Source organism: Marinobacter nitratireducens, from assembly GCF_000708045.1.
GTDB lineage: Bacteria > Pseudomonadota > Gammaproteobacteria > Pseudomonadales > Oleiphilaceae > Marinobacter > Marinobacter nitratireducens.
In genome coordinates, this window is record NZ_ANIE01000009.1 from 551490 (window position 1) to 569456 (window position 17967).

The window sequence follows — 17967 nt, forward strand, 5'->3', positions numbered from 1 at the left end:
TTGTTGGCGCTGCGTTGTCACTCTTGTTTTTGTTGTCGTGCGCTTATTAGAGTGCAGACCGTGTGCCAGTTTTTGAAAATCCTTTATTAACAATGGTTTAAATTTTTTTAGTTCGTAAGTGTTACCCCGTATCCGACCTAAGTGTTACTGAGGTCGCGGTTGATTTTGGGGGAGTGTTACCGAGGGGAACATGGGGTAACAAATGAGTGGGTGTTCACATTTTGAGGCGGTTAGCTGGTCCTTTCAGGCCAGCCAACCGTCTTGCAAGTTAGTTGCCTGAGGACTTTTTACGGGGGATGCCCAGCCGCTGGCGGCGCTCCCACAGAGATTTGCGACTGATGCCTAGTTTTTGGGCCAGCTCGGTCTCGCTCATGCGATCCTGGTTTTCAAGGACAAAATGCTGAAAGTAGTCCTCAAGGGAAAGGTCATTGGCAGAGTCGGCATCGCTGGCACGGGTCTGCTCATGGTTTCCATCAACCAGTGTTTCCGGGATGTGTTCTTCGTGCCCTTCGCTTTCAAGGTCCAGTACGTAGGGGGTGATCACATCACCGTCGCAGAGAATGGTTGCGCGCTCTATGGCATTCTCCAGTTCTCGGACGTTGCCGGGCCAGCGGTGTCGCTCCAGGGCGCGCATGGCTTCGGGGCTGAGATTTAGGTTGGGTTTGCCCATCTTCTCGCCCTGGCGTTTGAGGAAACGTCGCGCGAGCCCAAGAATATCTCCCTGTCTCTCTCTCAACGGGGGGATACGGATCTGCATGACGTTTAGCCGGTAATACAGGTCCTCCCGAAACTCACCGGTGCGGGTCATTGCCTTGAGGTTCCGGTGGGTTGCGGCAATCATGCGCACATCCACTTTCTGACTCTGGGTAGAGCCTACCCGCCTGATTTCGTTTTCCTGAAGTACTCTGAGCAGGCGCGCCTGAGCTTCGGCAGGAAGTTCTCCGATTTCATCCAGGAACAGGCTGCCCCCATCGGCTGCTTCAATGAGGCCGGTTCGGGCCGAGACAGCTCCGGTAAATGCACCTTTCTCGTGACCAAACAGCTCGGATTCAATCAGGCTTTCCGGGATTGCGGCGCAGTTTACCGAGATCAGCGGCTTTGATGCTCTGGGGCTGAGCAGGTGAAGTGCGCGGGCAGCCAGCTCCTTACCGGTTCCGGACTCTCCCTGAATAAGCACGGTGGTTTCAGTGGGAGCCACCTTGCGAATCAACGTGAATACGCGCTGCATGGGTTCGCACTGGCCAAACATGATGCTGGCCGGATCACTGTGCTCGGCGTCTTCGCGGGTGCTCTCTTTTTCTTCGGGCGAAACGGGCGTTTTGGATGAGCGCGCGAGAATGTTTTCAACGGCCGCCAGCATTTCATCGTGATCGAACGGTTTGGCGATGTATTCAACCGCCCCCATTTTCATGGAGTCCACCGCGGACCTCAGGCTGGCGTAACTGGTCATGATCAGTACTGGCGTGTTCGGGGCGCGGTTGATCAACTCGGTGCCTGCTGCACCCGGGAGTCGCAGATCCGAAATAATAAGATCGAACTGATCGGGTTCAAACTGGTCGGCCTCTTCCACAGAGCCGGCGTCGGATACTTCGTAACCGGCATGCTGCAGCAGTTTTCGCACTGCCGAGCGGATAATGTCTTCGTCTTCTACGATCAGAATGCGAGGCATAGCAGTCTCATAACCCTTGGTTCTGGCTGATGGTGTCGGTGCCGGGTTCAGCCTGATAGGCCGGTAGCCTCAGCCGCACGCGTGTGCCCGCGCCGGTTTCAGCGTTGGCTGGGCTTTCCACCTGAATATTGCCGTAGTGTTCTTCAATGATGCTGTAAACCAGCGACAGGCCTAGCCCGGTACCCTTATTTGGCGCTTTGGTGGTGTAGAACGGCTCGAAAATGTGATCAAGTTGTTCTTCGGGGATGCCGGAGCCCTCATCAGTGACTTCGATAATAGCGGAGTAGCCGTCGCCGTTTCCACTGATCTGGATGGTAGAGCCCTCCGGAGAAGCATCCCGGGCATTGGCCAACAGGTTAATGAACACCTGAACCAGACGTTGCTCGTCCCCCAGAATTTGAAGCTCTGGCGGGCAGTCGTTGATAAAGCGTATGCCATGCCCTTTGTTGCTCAACGACAGCAAATTGATGGATTCTTCGACACAGCGGCGGATGTCCACGGGCTCATATCGATTGGCGTGGGCATGATTGCCCGTGCGCGCAAAGTTCATCAGGGATTGCAGAATGGTGGAAATACGCCGGGTCTGCTGCTGGATCTGGTCGGCGGTATCGAGTATGTCAGGGTTGTCGGTTTCCAGCTTGAGATTCTGGGCCAGAGAGGATATCCCGGTGACCGGATTGCCGATCTCGTGGGCAACACCGGCCGCCAGTCGACCAACCGAGGCCAGTCGTTCGCTGTGCATAAGCTCATCCTCCAGCAGCCGGGTTTCGGTCTGGTCTTCCACAAGGATGATACTGCCGCCCTCGGGATGGTCCGGACCGCTGAGCGCTGCTTTGTGCAGGTTCAGCCAGTGAGGCTTACCTCGGAGGTCCAGTCGGTGCTTGTAGCGGTGTAATTCTTCGCCCCGGTTGAAATCGTCCAGAAGCAGGTGCCAGTGTTCCGGCAGCGCCATCAGGCGGGCGCCCACGACATCGTCGGCGGTGATGCCAGTCAGCGCCTCCATGGTGTTGTTCCACATGAGAATCTCGCCGTCTTCCCCGACTGAGCAGGCGGGAATTGGGAGGTTCTGTAACGTTTGCCGGTAGTGGCGCCGCAGGTTGTCCAGTTCGCCTGCAAGGCCGGTCAGGCGGTTCTGGTAATCACCCAGTGCCCGCTCAACGTAGCGGATATCCTGGGCGGCGCCGCCTCGTGCAAGGGGCTTGAAGCCCAGGTGCCGTTTGACCATGTCCCGGGCGACGGATGGGCCCAGCAACCCGGACAGGTTGATTTCCACCTGATCCCGCAGCCGGCGCAACTGGTAGGGACGATACTCCACGTTGGGCAACTTCAGCTGAGTCAGGGCCCGGTCGACCTCCCGGCGAGCCACGCCATAACCGAGCGGTTCCGAAAGGTGTTTAACGAATTCGTTCGAGGAGGCCGCCAGAAGCTCTCGACGCTGTGGGCGCGATAGGGCACCCAGGGAGCACGCCTGTGCTGCACTGGCCTCTTCATTGGTGGTGCCGCTGACAATAGAAATCAGGGCAAAGGTCATCACGTTTGCGGTCAGTCCGGCAAAGGTGAATATATGCCAGTTGCTGTAATCGGGAACCAGAGGCGCACCAAGAATCTCCAGCAGATTGATCGTATGGGAGAACGGCAGAACGATGGTGGCAATCCAGATTCCAAGCCCTATGATCAGGCCGGCGATCAGGCCACGGCGATTACCTTCGGGCCAATAGATCACGCCGAGGGCGCCTGGCAGCAGGTGCAGCATGCCCGAGAGCGAAATGGCGCCGAGGATGGACAGATCCAGGTTGGAACCGACGGTCTCGTGGAACAGCAGGGCCAGGAAGATAATGACCGCAATCAGCAGGCGCTTGATCCATTGCAGCCAACGGTAAATATCGCCTTGCTCCCGGGGTGTTTTCAGTGGCAGGACCACGTGGTTCAGCACCATGCCGGCCAGGGCCAGGGTGCTGACGATCATCAGGCCGCTGGCCGCTGACAGGCCGGCGATGTACATCAGGAGCGTCAGTGCCGGGCTCCCCAGAGCCTGAGCGGTGCCCAGGCTGTAGAAATTGGCCCCGGTGGTCACACCCAGCTCCTGGCCTCCCCAGAGAATCAGAGGGACCGGGATGCTGAGTAACAGCAGGTAAAGCGGCAGGCCCCAGCTGGCTTTGGCCAGCGCCTTGGGCGAGGGGTTTTCAGCGAAGATCATGTGGTACATGTGAGGCAGTACCAGGGCCGCGGCAAAGGACATCAGCATTAGCGCCCGCCAGCTGCCGTCGTCAATATTGAGGGTCATGGTCCGGGCCGGGGTGTTGTTTTTCGCCAGCCAAGAATCCAGCCCCTCCATTCCGCCAAAAACGCCGAACAGAATGACGCCGCCGAGAACCAGCAAGGCGACCAGTTTGACCAGTGAATCAAAAGCGATGGCCAGTACCAGTCCCTGGTGATTCTGGGAGTGGTGGTCACGTCGGGCGCCAAACAGCATGGCAAACAGCACCACGGTCAGGCTGAACATAACGCTGATCAGGTTTGGCGAGGTGTCCGGCGCGAGAATGCTGGCGGAGGTTGTCACGGCCTGTATCTGCATGCTCAACAGAGACAGGATGGCGCCCCCGGAGCAGAGGGTGACCAGGGTGCCGGCCCACTGACTGCGGTAGCGGTAGGCAAAGAGGTCTGCAAGGGACGTCAGCTGGTAGGCGCGGCCGATTCGAAGGATCGGGCTGAGCAGGACCGGCGCAAGCAGGAAGGCGCCGCTGATGCCCAGGTAATAGGCGAGGAACCCGTAACCGGATTCCGCTGCGACGCCAACCGCCGCATAGACCGCCCAGATACCGGCATACACACCCAGGCTCAGGGTGTAGACCAGAGGATGTCTGACCCAATGCCGCGGGATGGAACCCCGCTCGGTAATCCAGGCCACCCCGAACAGGAGCATCAGGTAAAGAAGGCTGGCAAACAGTAGTCCGGTAGCGCTAAAACTCATTTGGATCCCGTCGCCACTCCAGCCAAAAGCCGATGGCAATAATGCTGGCCCATATCAGGTAAGGGCTGTACCAGGCATTCCCCGGAGCGGTCCACCAGTCAAGGATGTTGGGGGAAAAGATATAGATGGCCAGAACCAACAGAAAGACCAGTCGGTAGATATACATCAGGCAGAATGTCCGTGCCAGCGTGTTAGAAAAGCTTTATACCATGGCACTTAGCGCAATGTCAGGTGAATGGCGCTCCTGCACCAGTTCGTCGAGCCCCAATCGAGGATGCGCTCCACCGACTTCAGTGCAAGGTCTGCTGGGGGATTCTGCCCCAGGGCTTTGAGGGCCTCAAACAGGTTTTCGGGGGCGTTGGCGTCAACAAGTGCAGGGGCATGAGTTTGCTTGCTGAGCTTCTGGCCGTCTTCGTTGAGGATGACAGGGATATGCAGCCAGTGGGGTGGCTCTGCGCCCAGGGCCCGGTAGATCTGTTGCTGCTGGGCCGTCATGTCGAGCAGATCGGAGCCGCGAACCACATCGGTAATTCCCTGGTCGATGTCATCCACAACGACGGCGAGTTGGTAAGCGTAGAAGCCTTCCTTGCGGAGGATCACCGGGTCGTCCAGCTCGCTTTGGACTTCCTGTGTTTGCGGACCCAGCAGCAGGTCCGTCCAGCGGGATGTTTCGTCTTCCAGGGCGAAACGAACTGCAAAGGGGGTGTCGGTCTTCGTGAAATCTTTGTCCCGGCAATGGTTGGGATGCCTGCCGCCGTTATTGAGTAGTTGCTTTCGCGAGCAGGTGCAGCGATACGCTTTGCCCCGACTGGTCAGGGTATCGATGGCCGCCTGGTAGGCTTCGTGTCGGGCAGATTGGAAACGGATCTCGGCGTCAGGAATGAGGCCGTGTTGTTCAAGGCTTCGGAGAATCTGGCCTGTCGCTTCAGGAGGTTCCCGGAGTGGATCCAGATCCTCAATTCGGATGAGCCACTGACCCTCTTGGCTCCTGGCTTCCAGATAGCTGGCGACAGCGGTTACCAGAGAACCGAAGTGCAATGGGCCGGTGGGAGACGGGGCAAATCGCCCTCGATAGTGTGTTGCCATGAAGGTTCTGACGGCCGGCGCTGCGATGTCAGGCGCCGGCTCGTGGCAGGTCTGGGGTCAAATACCTGTCTGACGCTCGCGAATCTCGGCAAGGGTCTTGCAGTCGATGCAGAGAGTCGCTGTCGGGCGCGCCTCAAGGCGGCGGATGCCGATCTCGACACCACACTGATCGCAGAAACCGTAGTCGTCTTTGTCGATACGATCGATGGTCTGGTCAATTTTCTTGATCAGCTTGCGCTCTCGATCCCGGGTGCGCAGTTCCAGGCTGAACTCTTCTTCCTGGGTTGCGCGATCGCTGGGATCCGCGTAGTTTGCCGCATCCTCCTGCATGTGGTGCATGGTGCGGTCAACTTCTTCCATCAGCTCCTGTTTCCATTGCAGAAGCAGATCCTTGAAGTGCTGCAACATCTCAGCACTCATGTATTCTTCACCCTTCTTCATTTCATAAGGAGTGAAGTTGGTAAAACGTTCGCGTGGTTGTTCTGCAGTATTTGGCATTGAACCCGGCCTCTAGTCTGTACTTCACAAGAACGCTTTGCTTTCCTTCGCGTGAGCCCCCGTGGCTGCGCGTTTTAAACCCTGGATGAAGCAGTCGTCCTGAAACGGGAATTTGCGGAAAATAGCAGATTAGTCACGGGGGTGCCAGCCTTGTGACGTCGACTTTTGTACGGAGATCACATGAAGTTTCCAGAACCTCTGGTTGAGGGGCGCCTGATTCGGCGATACAAGCGCTTCCTTGCGGACGTGCAGCTGATGGACGGCTCAGAAGTGACTGCCCACTGCCCGAATACCGGTTCCATGCTCGGTTGCAAGCCGGACGGTGCACGGGTATGGCTGAGTCAGAGTGATAACCCCAAGCGCAAGCTCAAATACACCTGGGAATTGGTTGAAACCGCCCCTGGTGAATTTGCATGCATCAACACCGCTCGTCCGAACAGCCAGGCCCGGGAGGCCATTGAGGCTGGACGGGTGAGAGAGCTGGCAGGTTACAGCCAGTGCCGTGCAGAGGTCCGATATGGCGAAGAAAAAAGTCGAATTGATCTGTTGTTATCGGGGCATGACAGTGCGCCCGACGCCTGGGTGGAAGTCAAGAATGTCACCCTGGCGGAGAATGGAAACGGGTATTTTCCGGACGCGGTAACGACCCGCGGCCAGAAGCACCTGCGTGAGTTGATGGGGCAGGTAGCCAACGGAGACCGGGCCGTGTTGTTCTTTCTGGTGAATCACACCGGTATCAACACAGTGCGCCCGGCCGACCATATTGATCCGGCCTACGGGAACCTGCTGAGGGAGGCGTGCGCAGCGGGTGTGGAAGTGCTCGCTTACCGGGCGTCGCTGGCAGGGGAGGGTGGTAGTCCCTCCGGATCGCTCAGTCTGGGTGAGCCCGTTGAGGTCATTCTGGCGCCCTGACCAGAATCATGCCATTGGTTACCCGAACCTCCAGTGCGGTCAATGCATCGCCCTGGCAGGGGCCAGCGATGCATTCGCCGGTGCCGGGTTTGAACAGGGCGCCATGGGTGGAACACTGGATGAACAGGTTATCTGCATCCAAAAAGCGGCCGGGCATCCAGTTCAGTTCAATGCCCAGGTGAGGGCATTGATTGAGGTAGGCTCGGGGCTTGCCATTATCGAGGAAGACAAAGCCGGTTTGTGGGAGGGTGTCCGGCTCCTGCGTTTTCCGAGGCAAACGAAACTCGGAGAATTGTCCCTGCTCAAGGTCAGCGATGGCACACGCGGGCTGCCAGCAAGCGTTATCCTCACTCATTTCGGCAGAATGGCGTAACGCATGCGGGTGCCGTGGTTCAGTGACATGACGATTTCCTCGGCGTCTAGGCGATGTGGGAAATAGCAGCCCGAGATCTTGGCGCTGGCGATGCTGGAACCTTCCATTCTCGATTTTGCAAAATTGATGCCCCGCAGGTCGGCTCCACGAAAGTAAGCATGTCGGAAATCCAGCCCGGTCGCATCCAGGCCGCGTAAATCCAACCCGCGGAAATCACCGTGCGCAAGGCTCGGAAGCTCGCTCAATTTTGCTTTTTCGCTGTTGAAGGTCTTAATATCTTCCGCTCGCAGCAGGTCGTAGAGCGGGTGATCAATCGCGTGTACTTCGGGCTCGTGATGTTCGTCCATCCTGCACCTCACACTTGTCAGGCCAATGTCTCAAAGGTCTGCACCCAGTGTAGCCGGCCTAGTGGCCTGTCACACCCAGGTGCTGTCGAATCCGGTCCGCCACCGCTTCAGCCACGTGTTCCTCATCAGTGTGCAGATGGATCGTGTGGCTTTTCTCTTCCGCCGTCAGCTCTTCAAACCAGCTTTGCTGGGCGTCAAGCAGTTCTTCCGTGGCTTCAGAGGCATCGCCTTTACGTTTGCGCACCCACTCTCGACGCAGTTCCTCAGGCGCCTCGCAATGAAGCAGGGCGAAGGGCACGCCTTCGTTTTCAGCGATGCCGGCAAACAGGTCGCGTTCTTTCTGTTTCAGGCAGGCGGCATCAATGATAACGGACAATCCACCGGCAAGCAGTTGATCCGCCAGTTCCGCCAGTCGCTGGTAAGTCTGCTCGTTGGCTTCCGGGCTGTACAGGTCGGCGCCAATCCCGGATTTGCTGTCGTCCAGCGGGCCAAGTCCATGAAGCCTCTTGCGCTCGACATCTGAACGGAGCCGGATGAGTCCCAGTTCACCGGCCATGGACGCACTGACGCAGGTTTTTCCACTGGCAGAAAGCCCGGTGGTTGCCAGCAGGTAATGGTTGGGAATGGCGGTGTAGTCCTCGGCCAGTTGTGCGTAGGCGCGGTATCGCTCCATCAGCTCGACCTTCTCTGCATCGGAGAGCGACGGATTGCCGAGCGTGAAGAGCGCAATTTTCGCGCGCACCAGCGCCCGGTAGGTTTTATAGAGCGGAAGCAAAGGCAGGGCCTCAAAATCGCCCCGGTACTCCAGGTAGGTGTTGAGCACCAGATTGGCCAACCCATCCTCGCGCCGGGATTCCAGGTCCATCAGCAGAAAGGCCAGGTCGTTAATGACGTCAATCCAGCGGAATGGTTCGTTGAACTCGATGCAGTCGAAAACGGTGGTCTTTCCGTCAAAGCAGGTGATATTGGCAAGATGAAGATCGCCGTGACACTCCCTGACCATCCCTTCCGCGCGGCGTTTGGCAATGAGGTCGCGGTGACGCTCAAACGTCGATTGGGTCCATCCCTCAAGGTTATCCAGCTGCGCAAGCAGCGCTTTGTCATCGATCATTGGCCGAATCTGATCGAAGTTCTCCTGCATGGCGGCGTATACGGCTTCCGGTGTGCCCAGCGGTTTGTCTTCGGCCACGGGGGGGAGCTGGTCATGGAAATGGGCAACCTGTTGGGCGAGGCTGGCGAGTCGTTCGGACTCCAGGGCGCCGCTTTCCTGCAGTCGATCGAACAGCTGATTCTGACCAAACTGGCGCATTTTGATCATGTACTCAAAGGCTTCGCCAGAGCCTCCGATAACCGGTGCCTCAGGTGTGCCGGTCAATGGGATGACTTCCAGGTACAGTTGCTCTGCCAGGCGCCGATTCAGTCGCAATTCTTCCTCGCAGAAATGTTTACGGCGCGCCAGCGTGGAAAAGTCCAGAAAACCGAAATCGACCGGTTTCTTGATCTTGTAGGCGTAGTCGCCGGTCAGGATGACTTGTGAGATGTGAGTTTCGATAACCTGAAAGTCACGGACGGGGTGATCGTACAGATCGGGGTTCTGTAATGCTTTAATCAGCGTGTCCGGTGTTGCCTCGCTCACAGTGCTCTCCTCGCATTCCCTGAAATCGGTCGTTATTGTCGATCTATCATAACGGGCAGATTACAGAAATAACACATACTTGCCCTGCCTTCCGAGCACCAGCCTTCGTTATAATCGCGGGCATGAAAAATAACCGCACTTCCTCTGGATCCAAAAAGAAATCGTCTCGCAAGTCCTCCAGAAACGGCCGGCGCCCCTGGTTCTGGCGGCTGTTCCTCCGTGTCGCCGTCATCGGGCTGGTGTTGTTGGCGGGGTGGATGGTTTACCTGGATGCGGTGATTACCGATCGCTTCGAAGGTCGCCGTTTTGAGGTTCCCTCACGGGTGTTTGCCCGGCCGTTGGAGCTCTACGACGGTGCTGGAATCAGTTCCGGGGCTTTGGAACGGGAACTGGAGCTGGCGGGATTCCGCAAGGGCGATGGTAACAAGCCTGGAAGCTACCGGCGCAACGGCGGGCACTTCCTGATCAGCACCCGAGGATTCCGTTTTCCGGATGGCGATGAACCACGGCGTCGGCTGTCGTTGAACATTTATGGAGACCGGATCCAGGATTTTTCCGTGCGTGCCGGAGACCCCGCGGCCATTGTTCGTCTGGAGCCGGCCCAGATTGGGGGCATCTACCCGGCTCACAAGGAAGACCGGATACTGGTGCAGCTGGATCAGGTGCCGGCCTTGCTGCCCGCCACGTTGATGGCCGTTGAGGATCGCAACTTTTACGACCATGTTGGCATTGCTCCGCTCTCCATTGCCCGCGCCATGCTGGCCAATATCCGGGCCGGCGAAGTTGTGCAGGGCGGCAGCACGCTGACTCAGCAGTTGGTCAAAAACTTCTTCCTGACGCGCAAGCAGACGCTGGTCCGGAAGGGTAACGAGGCCCTGATGTCGATCCTGCTGGAGCTGCACTATGACAAGGGCGACATTCTGGAAACTTATCTCAATGAAGTCTATCTGGGGCAGGCGGGCACCCGGAGTATCAACGGCTTCGGTCTGGCCAGCCAGTTCTATTTCGGGGAGTCGCTCCGGGATCTAGGCGTCCATCAGATCGCCCTGCTTGTAGGCATGGTCAAGGGACCCAGCTACTACAATCCCCGTCGTCATCCGGAGCGAGCCACGGCGCGTCGTAATCTTGTGATCTCCGAAATGGAAGAGGCTGGGCTGATTGAGCCGGTTCGTGCTGCCCAGGCCCGGGGCCGGCCGTTGGGTGTCAGCGAGCGGCCTTCCTACTCGGAAAACCGCTACCCCGCATACATAGACCTGGTTCGCCGACATCTGGCGCGGGATTATCGCGAAGAAGATCTGCGCAGTGAGGGGCTGAGGATTTTTACCACTCTGAATCCGGCGATCCAGTACGCCGCTGAATTCGCTGTTAGCAACACGCTGCCAAGGCTCGCAAGTGGGGAAACCCGGAAGGCCCTGGAGGCGGCTTTGGTGGTTACCGCGAAGGACAGCGGTGAAGTACTCGCGTTGGTGGGTGGCCGGGATCCTCAGTTTGCCGGTTTCAACCGCGCGCTTGATGCCAGCCGTCCGATCGGGTCACTGGTGAAGCCGTTTGTCTATTTGTCAGCGTTGTCGCGGCCAGACCGTTACACCCTGATCACGCCCCTGCAGGACAAGTCCTTTGTTCTTGAGTTTGATGATGGCCAGCGCTGGCAACCGAAGAATTACGATGAGAAGGAGCGTGGCGAGATACCCTTACACACGGCGCTGTCCCATTCCTACAACCTGCCCACGGTCCGACTCGGCCTGGATGTGGGAGTGGATGTGGTGCGGGAAACCTTGCAGGCCTTCGGGGTAACGTCCCCGATTTCGCCGTATCCCTCAATGCTGCTGGGCGCGGTATCGATGAACCCGGTAACCGTTGCTCAGATGTACCAGGGGCTTGCGACGTCTGGATTTAATACGCCGTTGCGGACGATTCGGGAAGTGACCGACGCGGGAGGTGAGCCGTTATCCCGTTACAGTCTGGAGGTCGACCAGGTTGCCGATCCTGCTGCTGTCCACCTTGTACAGTACGCCATGCAGGAGACCATGCGGGAAGGGACCGGGAAGTCGGCCTACTATACCGTTCCGGACGAGTTGGCGCTGGCAGGCAAGACCGGAACCACCGATGATGGCCGGGACTCGTGGTTTGCAGGTTTCAGTGGTGACCTCCTGGCGGTCGCCTGGGTCGGTCGCGATGACAATGGACCCACCTCCCTCACGGGGGCCAGTGGTGCCTTGCCGGTCTGGTCCAGATTCATGGCGCAGATTCCGCAGCATGGGTTTTCACCGGTCATGCCGGATGGGGTGAACTACCACTGGGTGGATTCAGAGCGCCAGGCATTGACGGATGAATACTGCGACAATGCCCGGCTCGTTCCCTTTATCGCAGGCAGCGAACCAACCCGTGAGGTTTCCTGTTCCGGGGCTCTGCAACGTCGAATTCAAGGCTGGTTTGAAGGATTGTTCCGATGAAATACCGTGTTATTGGTCTCGCAGGTACCTTTTCTGCACTTCTCATTCTGTCTGGCTGCGCGTCCAGCCCTGGCGGAATCTATGTGCCTATTGGCGGTGAACGTCGAGCGCCCGCGCCGCCCCCGCCCAGTACAAGTACAGAACCAACGGGTTCCGACGAGGCGCCGGTGTGGCGCAAGAGTGAAATCCCCGATGAGCCAGAACCCTCTCCTGAGGCCGGGGAGAGTGCCTCTCCCAGTTACAGGGATAGCGGGGAGAGCCTGTCTCCGGCGGCGCTCAGCTTGGTCCGGGAAGCGGAGAGCTACCTGCGGCAGGGGAATACGTCTGCTGCGATTGCGCATCTTGAGCGAGCTCAGCGCATTGCGCCGCGGTCCGCTGAAGTCTATTTCAAACTGTCTGAGGCCTACGTTGCCAGTGATCGGCTGGGCGCTGCCGAACAGTTCACCCTGAAGGGGCTTTCGGTTGCTGGAAGTGATACCCATCTGCAACGGTCGGGCTGGCGATTGCTGGCGGATATTCGTCGGGCGAGGGGGAATATTGCCGGGGCGGATCAGGCCGAGGCGCGAGCCTCGGCACTGTGAAGTGGGCACCCTGGCCTGGACGGCCAGGGTGATTGCTTATGGAGCGAGAGGAATATCCTCTGCCGTTACTGTCTCACCGGCCGTCACGATGACGGTTTGCTTGCCATCGAACTCCAGGGTGTTGTCTGCTTCATTGTCATCGAGCTGACAGCTGTAAGCGACGGTGTATGGCCCTTCTGTGAGGAAGCCAGCGGTGTAGCTGTAGAGCGCTGTTTCCTGATCGTAAGTGACCGGTATCACCATTAGCGGATTGTCTTCGTTGTTCACGTTCAGATCGGTCGGTGTGGCATCCTCTCCCGAGAAGACATATGCCGCTCCTTCGTAGCCTTCGCTGCAGTCGGCCAAGGTCTCATCATTGAGACGGGTAGAGTTGATGGTTGCGTAGTCAACCAGGCCGGTAATGGCCCCCACCTCGAGGTTGTTCACCAGCCGTAGGGAAGGCTTCAGGAGGTAATCGGCCAGCGATTGCCCCTGCGGGTTAACAATCGACTTGCTGACGTCGAAGTCGATGGTGAAATCCGTAGTGGTATCCGCAGCGACGACAAAGCCGCCTTTCAGCTTCAGGCCGCTCTGCTCACCTGAGGGCACGGCGAGTGATTTTTCGACGTCCGGCTCGGACTCCAGCTTCACGTAGGATCCATCGGTGTCGACCATCAGTCGCAGCTCGTCATACTGCCCGGCAGGAACTTCCTCATCGGTGATCAGTGGTTCGCTAACGCCACCCTGCAGATCCAGCAGATTCCAGGTTTTCGGCTGATCGAACGTGAATTCCACCCAATCACCGTCTTGTGGCTTGAGGCGGATGCCGGTGAACGACACCGTTACGTCGATAAACTCCATCGCCGGAGCATCGGTGACGTCAAAGGAAACCTGGCCTGTAGACGAAGAAACGGAACCGTCGCCGCCACCGCATGCCGCAATGCTGGCGGCCAGTGCCGAAATGGTAAAAAGGCGAGTGGTACGATTCATGTAAACCTCCTTGGGCTGTCGATTGCGCCGCAGCAAAATTTGCTGCCAGTCATGGTTCAAACGAACAGCGGCCGTGGAGGGTTCCGGCAATTTTATTAACATTGTCTCATTCTGTGTCCATATGACGGAACGAATCGCCCCTGTAGCCTGTGCAGTCCGCCGACAACTCGGATAGACTGAAGTCTTTCATAACGCCCCTGACAGGTCTTATCGGTTTGACCCTGATTCCCTTCAGACTTTCAAAAGCCAAACGCTTCGAGCACCTCGTTGAGCCTCATCTGGACTCGCTATACCGGTTTGCCTACCGTCTCACCGGTGTTCAGCACGATGCCGAAGACCTGGTTCAGGATGTGCTGGTTAAACTGTACCCGCGGTTAGCCGAGCTTGAAGGCGTCGACAAACCCCGGCCCTGGCTCAAACGGGTTCTTTATCGTCAGTTTGTCGACCAGTTTCGGCGTCGAGGACGACAGATTGACCGCCCGGTGAGCGAACTGGTCGATGCGGAAAGTCAGATTGATTGGCTGGACAGCCTGGAATCTGACGCCGCAGGCCCTCAGGCTATTTTTGAGCAGAATCGACTGGGGCCCGCGCTGGATCGTGTGCTGTCCTCATTGCCGCCGGATCAAAGGACGTTACTGCTGCTGCACGACGTGGATGGCTGGCGACACGACGAAATCGCGTTGGTGCTTGATATCCCGGTTGGCACCGTGAAATCCCGGTTACACCGCTGTCGTGGGCAGTTGAGAAAAAAACTGCAAAGAGAATTGGAACCAATTCCTCCATCCGGGCGTGTGGAAGTTTGAGGTGATGACTATGTCCTGTCGGGAAATCCGCATAAGCCTTACGGCCTACATACATGATGAGCTTTCGGAAGAGCAGACCGCTCGGGTCGACGAGCATCTGCACCACTGCGAGAGCTGTTCGGTTCTGTTTGCTGCCGAGCGCAAGTTGGCCGAGGAGCTGAACCGTCGAACCGCGATACCGGAGCCTACCTCGGATTTCCGACAACGAGTTCTCGCGAAGGCCACGAAGCAACCCCAGGTGGCCGGCTGGAGTCACGGAGTGCTGGCTGGCGCAGTGGCGGCCGCAATGGTGTTTGGCGTGGCAGTCGGCATCTATTTTACCGAGCGCTCTGTCGATACCATGCCGACAGTCGCGGAAGAGACCCTGAAGCCAGTTGAGCAGACTGTCCGGCTGGCGTTTCATTCTGGCGAAGCTCTGGAAAATGTCACGCTGACGCTGGAGCTGCCGCCCCATGTCGAGTTGGCATCCATGCCCGGTCGCCATGAAGTAAGCTGGGAAGTCAGCCTGGATGCCGGCGAGAATATGTTGTCATTGCCTCTCAAGGTCCTTTTTCCCGGTTCCGGGGAACTGGTCGCACACATTAATGCGGGAGATCGCCAGAAAACGTTTCGGGCGGCTATCCCAGCGTTCAATAACCTTCAAACTGGGAGTCCTGCATCATGAGCAGTCGTGATTCCGGTTTTGTCATGCTGCTGCGGTCCGGCGTTTGCCTGGTTGGGCTGTTGTTGGCGTTCTCGGCGTCAGCTTCGGACGATCTGGATGTAACCATGAGAATGGTCATGGACGGGGATGCGCTCACGGATCAGGTGGTTCGTGAAATTGAGTTGCCCACTCCCGATCTTGAACATTCCCGTACTCGGGATGTCATGCGTGGACAGGACCAAAGCGAAGAAGCTCGCCAGTCAGGTCGTGAATTTGGTCAGTCGGTTTCGGAAGATGCCCGGAGTGCCCGAGAATCGTTGGACCAGGTGAGAGAGCGGCCGGAAAAGCCGGAAGTGGTTGAGGAAATAAAGGAAAACGGACCCCCGGGTCTCAACCGCTAGGACACGAATTCTTTTACCCGGTCCCGCCATAGCCGGCTCCACCCTTGCTATACTTCCCGCCATAGGTTTTCCAGGTGCGGCACTTTGCTGCGCCTGTCCGTCTTTATTCTCCAGTCGCGGAGTGCTCTGCTTGCATTTCAAAAGGATGGCCGTCTGTCTGCTGTGCCTTGTTTTCAGCGCTACGGCGACGTCGCAGACGGATGACAAGGCAAGGGAAAGCCTGGCCGCCGGTATTGCTCATTTTCAGTCAGGCGATCTGGACGCTGCGCGGGATGAATTCCTGCGGGCGGAGGCGCTTGGTATGCGGTCGATCTCGCTCTCCTACAACCTGGCCGTGGTCTATTATCGTCTGGGTGAGTATGAACTCGCTGAGCGCCGATTCCGATCCCTTCTAACCACCGATGATCGTGCTCTTGCTGCCTACAACCTCGGTTTGGTGGCCCTGGCAAGAGGCGAGCAACGTGTTGCCAGAGCCTGGTTTTCCGAAGTCAGCGAAGGAGGGGCGGCCCCGAATAAGCTCCAACAAATGGCAAAGGTACAGCTGGATCGGCTCGCAGCAGACAACGTTCCTGCCGGGCACCGAGGACAAGGGTCGGGCGTTCTGAATCTTGCGGGTGGGTATGACAGCAACATCGCCGGCTTACCTGATGGTGAGCTCTCCAGCAAGGGCGGCAGCTTTGCCGAATTGTTTGCCGTAGGCTCATACCGCGTTGATTCCTTCAATGGCAATACCCTTGGGCTGGAAGGCTCAGCCTACGGCCGCCGGTATCCAGATGACAGCGGCTATAACTCGTCGTTGGTCCGGGGCAGTGTTTTTCTGTTTGAGCCGCTCTCGGAAGGATACCGGGAAGCTGAGTTAACCGTCAGCCAGTCATGGTTCAGTGGACAAAGTTTCGAAACCCGTTATGGGCTGGAGGGTAAACGGGGTTGGCGGCCATGCGCCATCGAGGATGCAAATTGCAGTATTGCGCTGGCGGTGGCCCGTATTCAGGGCGCGAGTAATTACGATGCTTACGACGGTCAACGGTATCGGCTGACTCTTGCCGCAGGTAAGCAAATCGGGCATTGGCGGCTTGATAGCCAGTATCGCTGGGACATGGAGGATCGACGTGATCTCAGCGTCGGAGACCAGTTCTACAGTCTGTCCCCTCAGCACCACCGGTTGCGGATTGCCGCGAGCGTTCCAGTGTCCTCCAATCTGTTGGCGGGCCTGAGCGGCTCGTTCCGTTACAGCCGGTACCGGGATTCCCACACAATCGATACGGTTGGCGGACTGGTGACAGAACGGCGAACAGACCGTCGCCTGAGCACGACGATCTTTGCAGAGCAGTGGTTGAACAATCGGTGGCTGGTTCGGGCGGACTGGCAGTATCGTCGGTCGGATAGCTCCATTGCGCTCTATGATTATCGCAGACACACAGTGATGCTGAGCATTGAGGGAATTTTTGGCTCCGGCTAAAGATACCGGAGCCAAAGCCAAGGATTCGTGCTATCAGAGCCCGGCGTTTTTCAGTCGGTTGGCGTGTTGTTGGAATACCGCCTTGGGGTCGGTCTCGAAAAGGCTATGCAAGCCAAGAGCCTGATTGACCTCATCCAGATGGTTCATGAAATAGTTGTCCCGGATGACCTGGCCGAAGTGGTTGCTGCAACGGCCAACCAGACCATCGTCAGCACCCCCAATCACCAGGCTGGTCACTCCAAGGAGGGCGTCTGACGGATCCAGCGCGTTGGTCAGAACCCCGGTGCCTCCCCAGGAATAGAAACGAACGCCGTTCGCCGAGTACGCGCCTTCTCCGCAGGATGTGGTCGGAATGCCTGCAGGTGCGAAATTGTTGAACTCTGCGCTGCCCTGTGAGGTCAGCGATTGCAGGCTGGCACGCATGTCCTGATTGTAACCGCCACCGGAAAGCAGATCGATCAGGCCGGCAAGGGCATTGCCAAGGCCTGCCGCCGCGCTTTCGGCGGGAGAGCCGTATATCAGGTCGGCGACCGGCGAGCCTTTATGGGGCGAGCCAACTGAGGTAACCGATGCAACAAGGTCAGGACGCACACGGGAGATGTAGCGTGCGGTCGGGCCGCCATGGCTGTGGCCAATGAGATTTACCTTGCCATACACGGCTGCGATGGCCTCTACCTGAGGCAGCAAGGCTTCACCCCGGGCGATGGTGCTGTCCAGTGCAGGCACTTGCGTGGTGTAGACGTCGGCGCCATAACGACGCAGATCTTCGGCAACGCCATACCAGTAGTCTACTCCGACAATATCGTCGAAACCGAACATGCCATGAACCAGCACGATGGGGTAGCGGGTGTCTGTGTAATCCGAGGGAGTCGAGTCCCACCACCAGGCGGCAGAGGGGGCTGACCATGCAACGGTGCAGGCCAGGGCGAGGGCTTTTATCCAGGTTTTCATTGTCGTTCCTACAGTTTGTTTTTGTGTTTGTTATCAAACTGCGGCTCAACCTAACGGGCTGCTCCAGAGACTGCTTCTCGTACTGCATCCGCCCCATTCGGGCAGAAAGAGGTGCTTCCTTGCGCTGACTACTTTTGTGATTGTTAGATTGCCGCTGTCAGAGCGTCTCGTTTGAGACCTGACCATCATTTGATCAGTTGGCAATGAGAGTCAAT

17 protein-coding genes are annotated in these 17967 nt (G+C 57.8%); 7 read left to right on the top strand and 10 right to left on the bottom strand.

The window, feature by feature from the left end:
• Window positions 1-268: 268 nt before the first annotated feature.
• From D777_RS16490 to dksA, 5 genes are read right to left on the bottom strand one after another with little or no spacing between them, the layout of a single operon-like run.
• Window positions 269-1669 carry a sigma-54-dependent transcriptional regulator gene (locus D777_RS16490; RefSeq protein ID WP_036134342.1) on the bottom strand — a complete coding sequence of 467 codons (1401 nt, stop codon included), beginning with the start codon at window positions 1667-1669 and terminating at the stop codon, window positions 269-271.
• Window positions 1670-1676: 7 nt separating this feature from the next.
• The gene (locus tag D777_RS16495; protein WP_036134344.1) at window positions 1677-4640 is read right to left on the bottom strand and encodes an ATP-binding protein; all 2964 of its coding nucleotides are present in this window, start codon (window positions 4638-4640) and stop codon (window positions 1677-1679) included.
• Window positions 4630-4806, bottom strand: coding sequence for a hypothetical protein (locus D777_RS18080; protein ID WP_036134346.1), 177 nt, complete (start codon window positions 4804-4806; stop codon window positions 4630-4632). The genes D777_RS16495 and D777_RS18080 overlap by 11 nt, the downstream gene beginning before the upstream one ends.
• Before the next feature lie 50 nt (window positions 4807-4856).
• A complete protein-coding gene (gene gluQRS / locus D777_RS16505; RefSeq protein ID WP_036134348.1) occupies window positions 4857-5726 on the bottom strand; it encodes a tRNA glutamyl-Q(34) synthetase GluQRS in 870 nt (289 codons plus the stop codon).
• Between the two features lie 57 nt (window positions 5727-5783).
• A complete protein-coding gene (gene dksA / locus D777_RS16510; protein ID WP_036134350.1) occupies window positions 5784-6224 on the bottom strand; it encodes an RNA polymerase-binding protein DksA in 441 nt (146 codons plus the stop codon).
• 180 nt (window positions 6225-6404) lie between these two features.
• On the opposite strand from dksA, the gene sfsA reads away from it, so the two are divergent.
• A complete protein-coding gene (gene sfsA, locus D777_RS16515) occupies window positions 6405-7136 on the top strand; it encodes a DNA/RNA nuclease SfsA (protein WP_036134351.1) in 732 nt (243 codons plus the stop codon).
• Here sfsA and D777_RS16520 read toward each other — a convergent pair.
• From D777_RS16520 to D777_RS16530, 3 genes are read right to left on the bottom strand one after another with little or no spacing between them, the layout of a single operon-like run.
• Window positions 7120-7491, bottom strand: a complete 372-nt coding sequence (locus D777_RS16520; protein ID WP_036134352.1) for a Rieske (2Fe-2S) protein — start codon at window positions 7489-7491, stop codon at window positions 7120-7122. The genes sfsA and D777_RS16520 overlap by 17 nt on opposite strands.
• Window positions 7488-7856 (bottom strand): pentapeptide repeat-containing protein, encoded by a 369-nt coding sequence (locus D777_RS16525; protein ID WP_036134353.1) that lies wholly within the window; start codon window positions 7854-7856, stop codon window positions 7488-7490. Before D777_RS16525 ends, D777_RS16520 begins: the two co-directional genes overlap by 4 nt.
• Window positions 7857-7914: 58 nt before the next feature.
• Complete coding sequence (locus tag D777_RS16530) at window positions 7915-9492, bottom strand: bifunctional aminoglycoside phosphotransferase/ATP-binding protein (protein WP_036134354.1); 1578 nt, start codon at window positions 9490-9492, stop codon at window positions 7915-7917.
• A 122-nt stretch (window positions 9493-9614) separates the two neighbouring features.
• Here D777_RS16530 and mrcB point away from each other — a divergent pair, with 122 nt between their 5' ends.
• Both mrcB and D777_RS16540 read left to right on the top strand, forming a co-directional pair.
• Window positions 9615-11945 carry a penicillin-binding protein 1B gene (gene mrcB, locus D777_RS16535; RefSeq protein WP_036134355.1) on the top strand — a complete coding sequence of 777 codons (2331 nt, stop codon included), beginning with the start codon at window positions 9615-9617 and terminating at the stop codon, window positions 11943-11945.
• Window positions 11942-12526: a tetratricopeptide repeat protein gene (locus D777_RS16540; RefSeq protein ID WP_036134356.1), complete on the top strand. Its 585-nt coding sequence runs from the start codon at window positions 11942-11944 to the stop codon at window positions 12524-12526. The genes mrcB and D777_RS16540 overlap by 4 nt, the downstream gene beginning before the upstream one ends.
• Before the next feature lie 36 nt (window positions 12527-12562).
• On the opposite strand, the gene D777_RS16545 is transcribed toward D777_RS16540, so the two are convergent.
• Window positions 12563-13495, bottom strand: coding sequence for a DUF4382 domain-containing protein (locus tag D777_RS16545; RefSeq protein WP_036134528.1), 933 nt, complete (start codon window positions 13493-13495; stop codon window positions 12563-12565).
• Between the two features lie 215 nt (window positions 13496-13710).
• Here D777_RS16545 and D777_RS16550 point away from each other — a divergent pair, with 215 nt between their 5' ends.
• From D777_RS16550 to D777_RS16565, 4 genes are all read left to right on the top strand, one after another.
• Complete coding sequence (locus D777_RS16550) at window positions 13711-14298, top strand: RNA polymerase sigma factor (protein ID WP_081849593.1); 588 nt, start codon at window positions 13711-13713, stop codon at window positions 14296-14298.
• A 4-nt stretch (window positions 14299-14302) separates the two neighbouring features.
• The gene (locus D777_RS16555; RefSeq protein ID WP_227501809.1) at window positions 14303-14962 is read left to right on the top strand and encodes an anti-sigma factor family protein; all 660 of its coding nucleotides are present in this window, start codon (window positions 14303-14305) and stop codon (window positions 14960-14962) included.
• Window positions 14959-15342 carry a hypothetical protein gene (locus tag D777_RS16560; RefSeq protein WP_051669160.1) on the top strand — a complete coding sequence of 128 codons (384 nt, stop codon included), beginning with the start codon at window positions 14959-14961 and terminating at the stop codon, window positions 15340-15342. Before D777_RS16555 ends, D777_RS16560 begins: the two co-directional genes overlap by 4 nt.
• A gap of 130 nt (window positions 15343-15472) precedes the next feature.
• Window positions 15473-16801, top strand: a complete 1329-nt coding sequence (locus D777_RS16565) for a tetratricopeptide repeat protein (RefSeq protein WP_150112664.1) — start codon at window positions 15473-15475, stop codon at window positions 16799-16801.
• A 33-nt stretch (window positions 16802-16834) separates the two neighbouring features.
• Here the strand turns inward: D777_RS16565 and D777_RS16570 are convergent, their stop codons facing one another.
• Window positions 16835-17752 carry a lipase family alpha/beta hydrolase gene (locus D777_RS16570; protein WP_036134358.1) on the bottom strand — a complete coding sequence of 306 codons (918 nt, stop codon included), beginning with the start codon at window positions 17750-17752 and terminating at the stop codon, window positions 16835-16837.
• Window positions 17753-17967 lie beyond the last annotated feature (215 nt).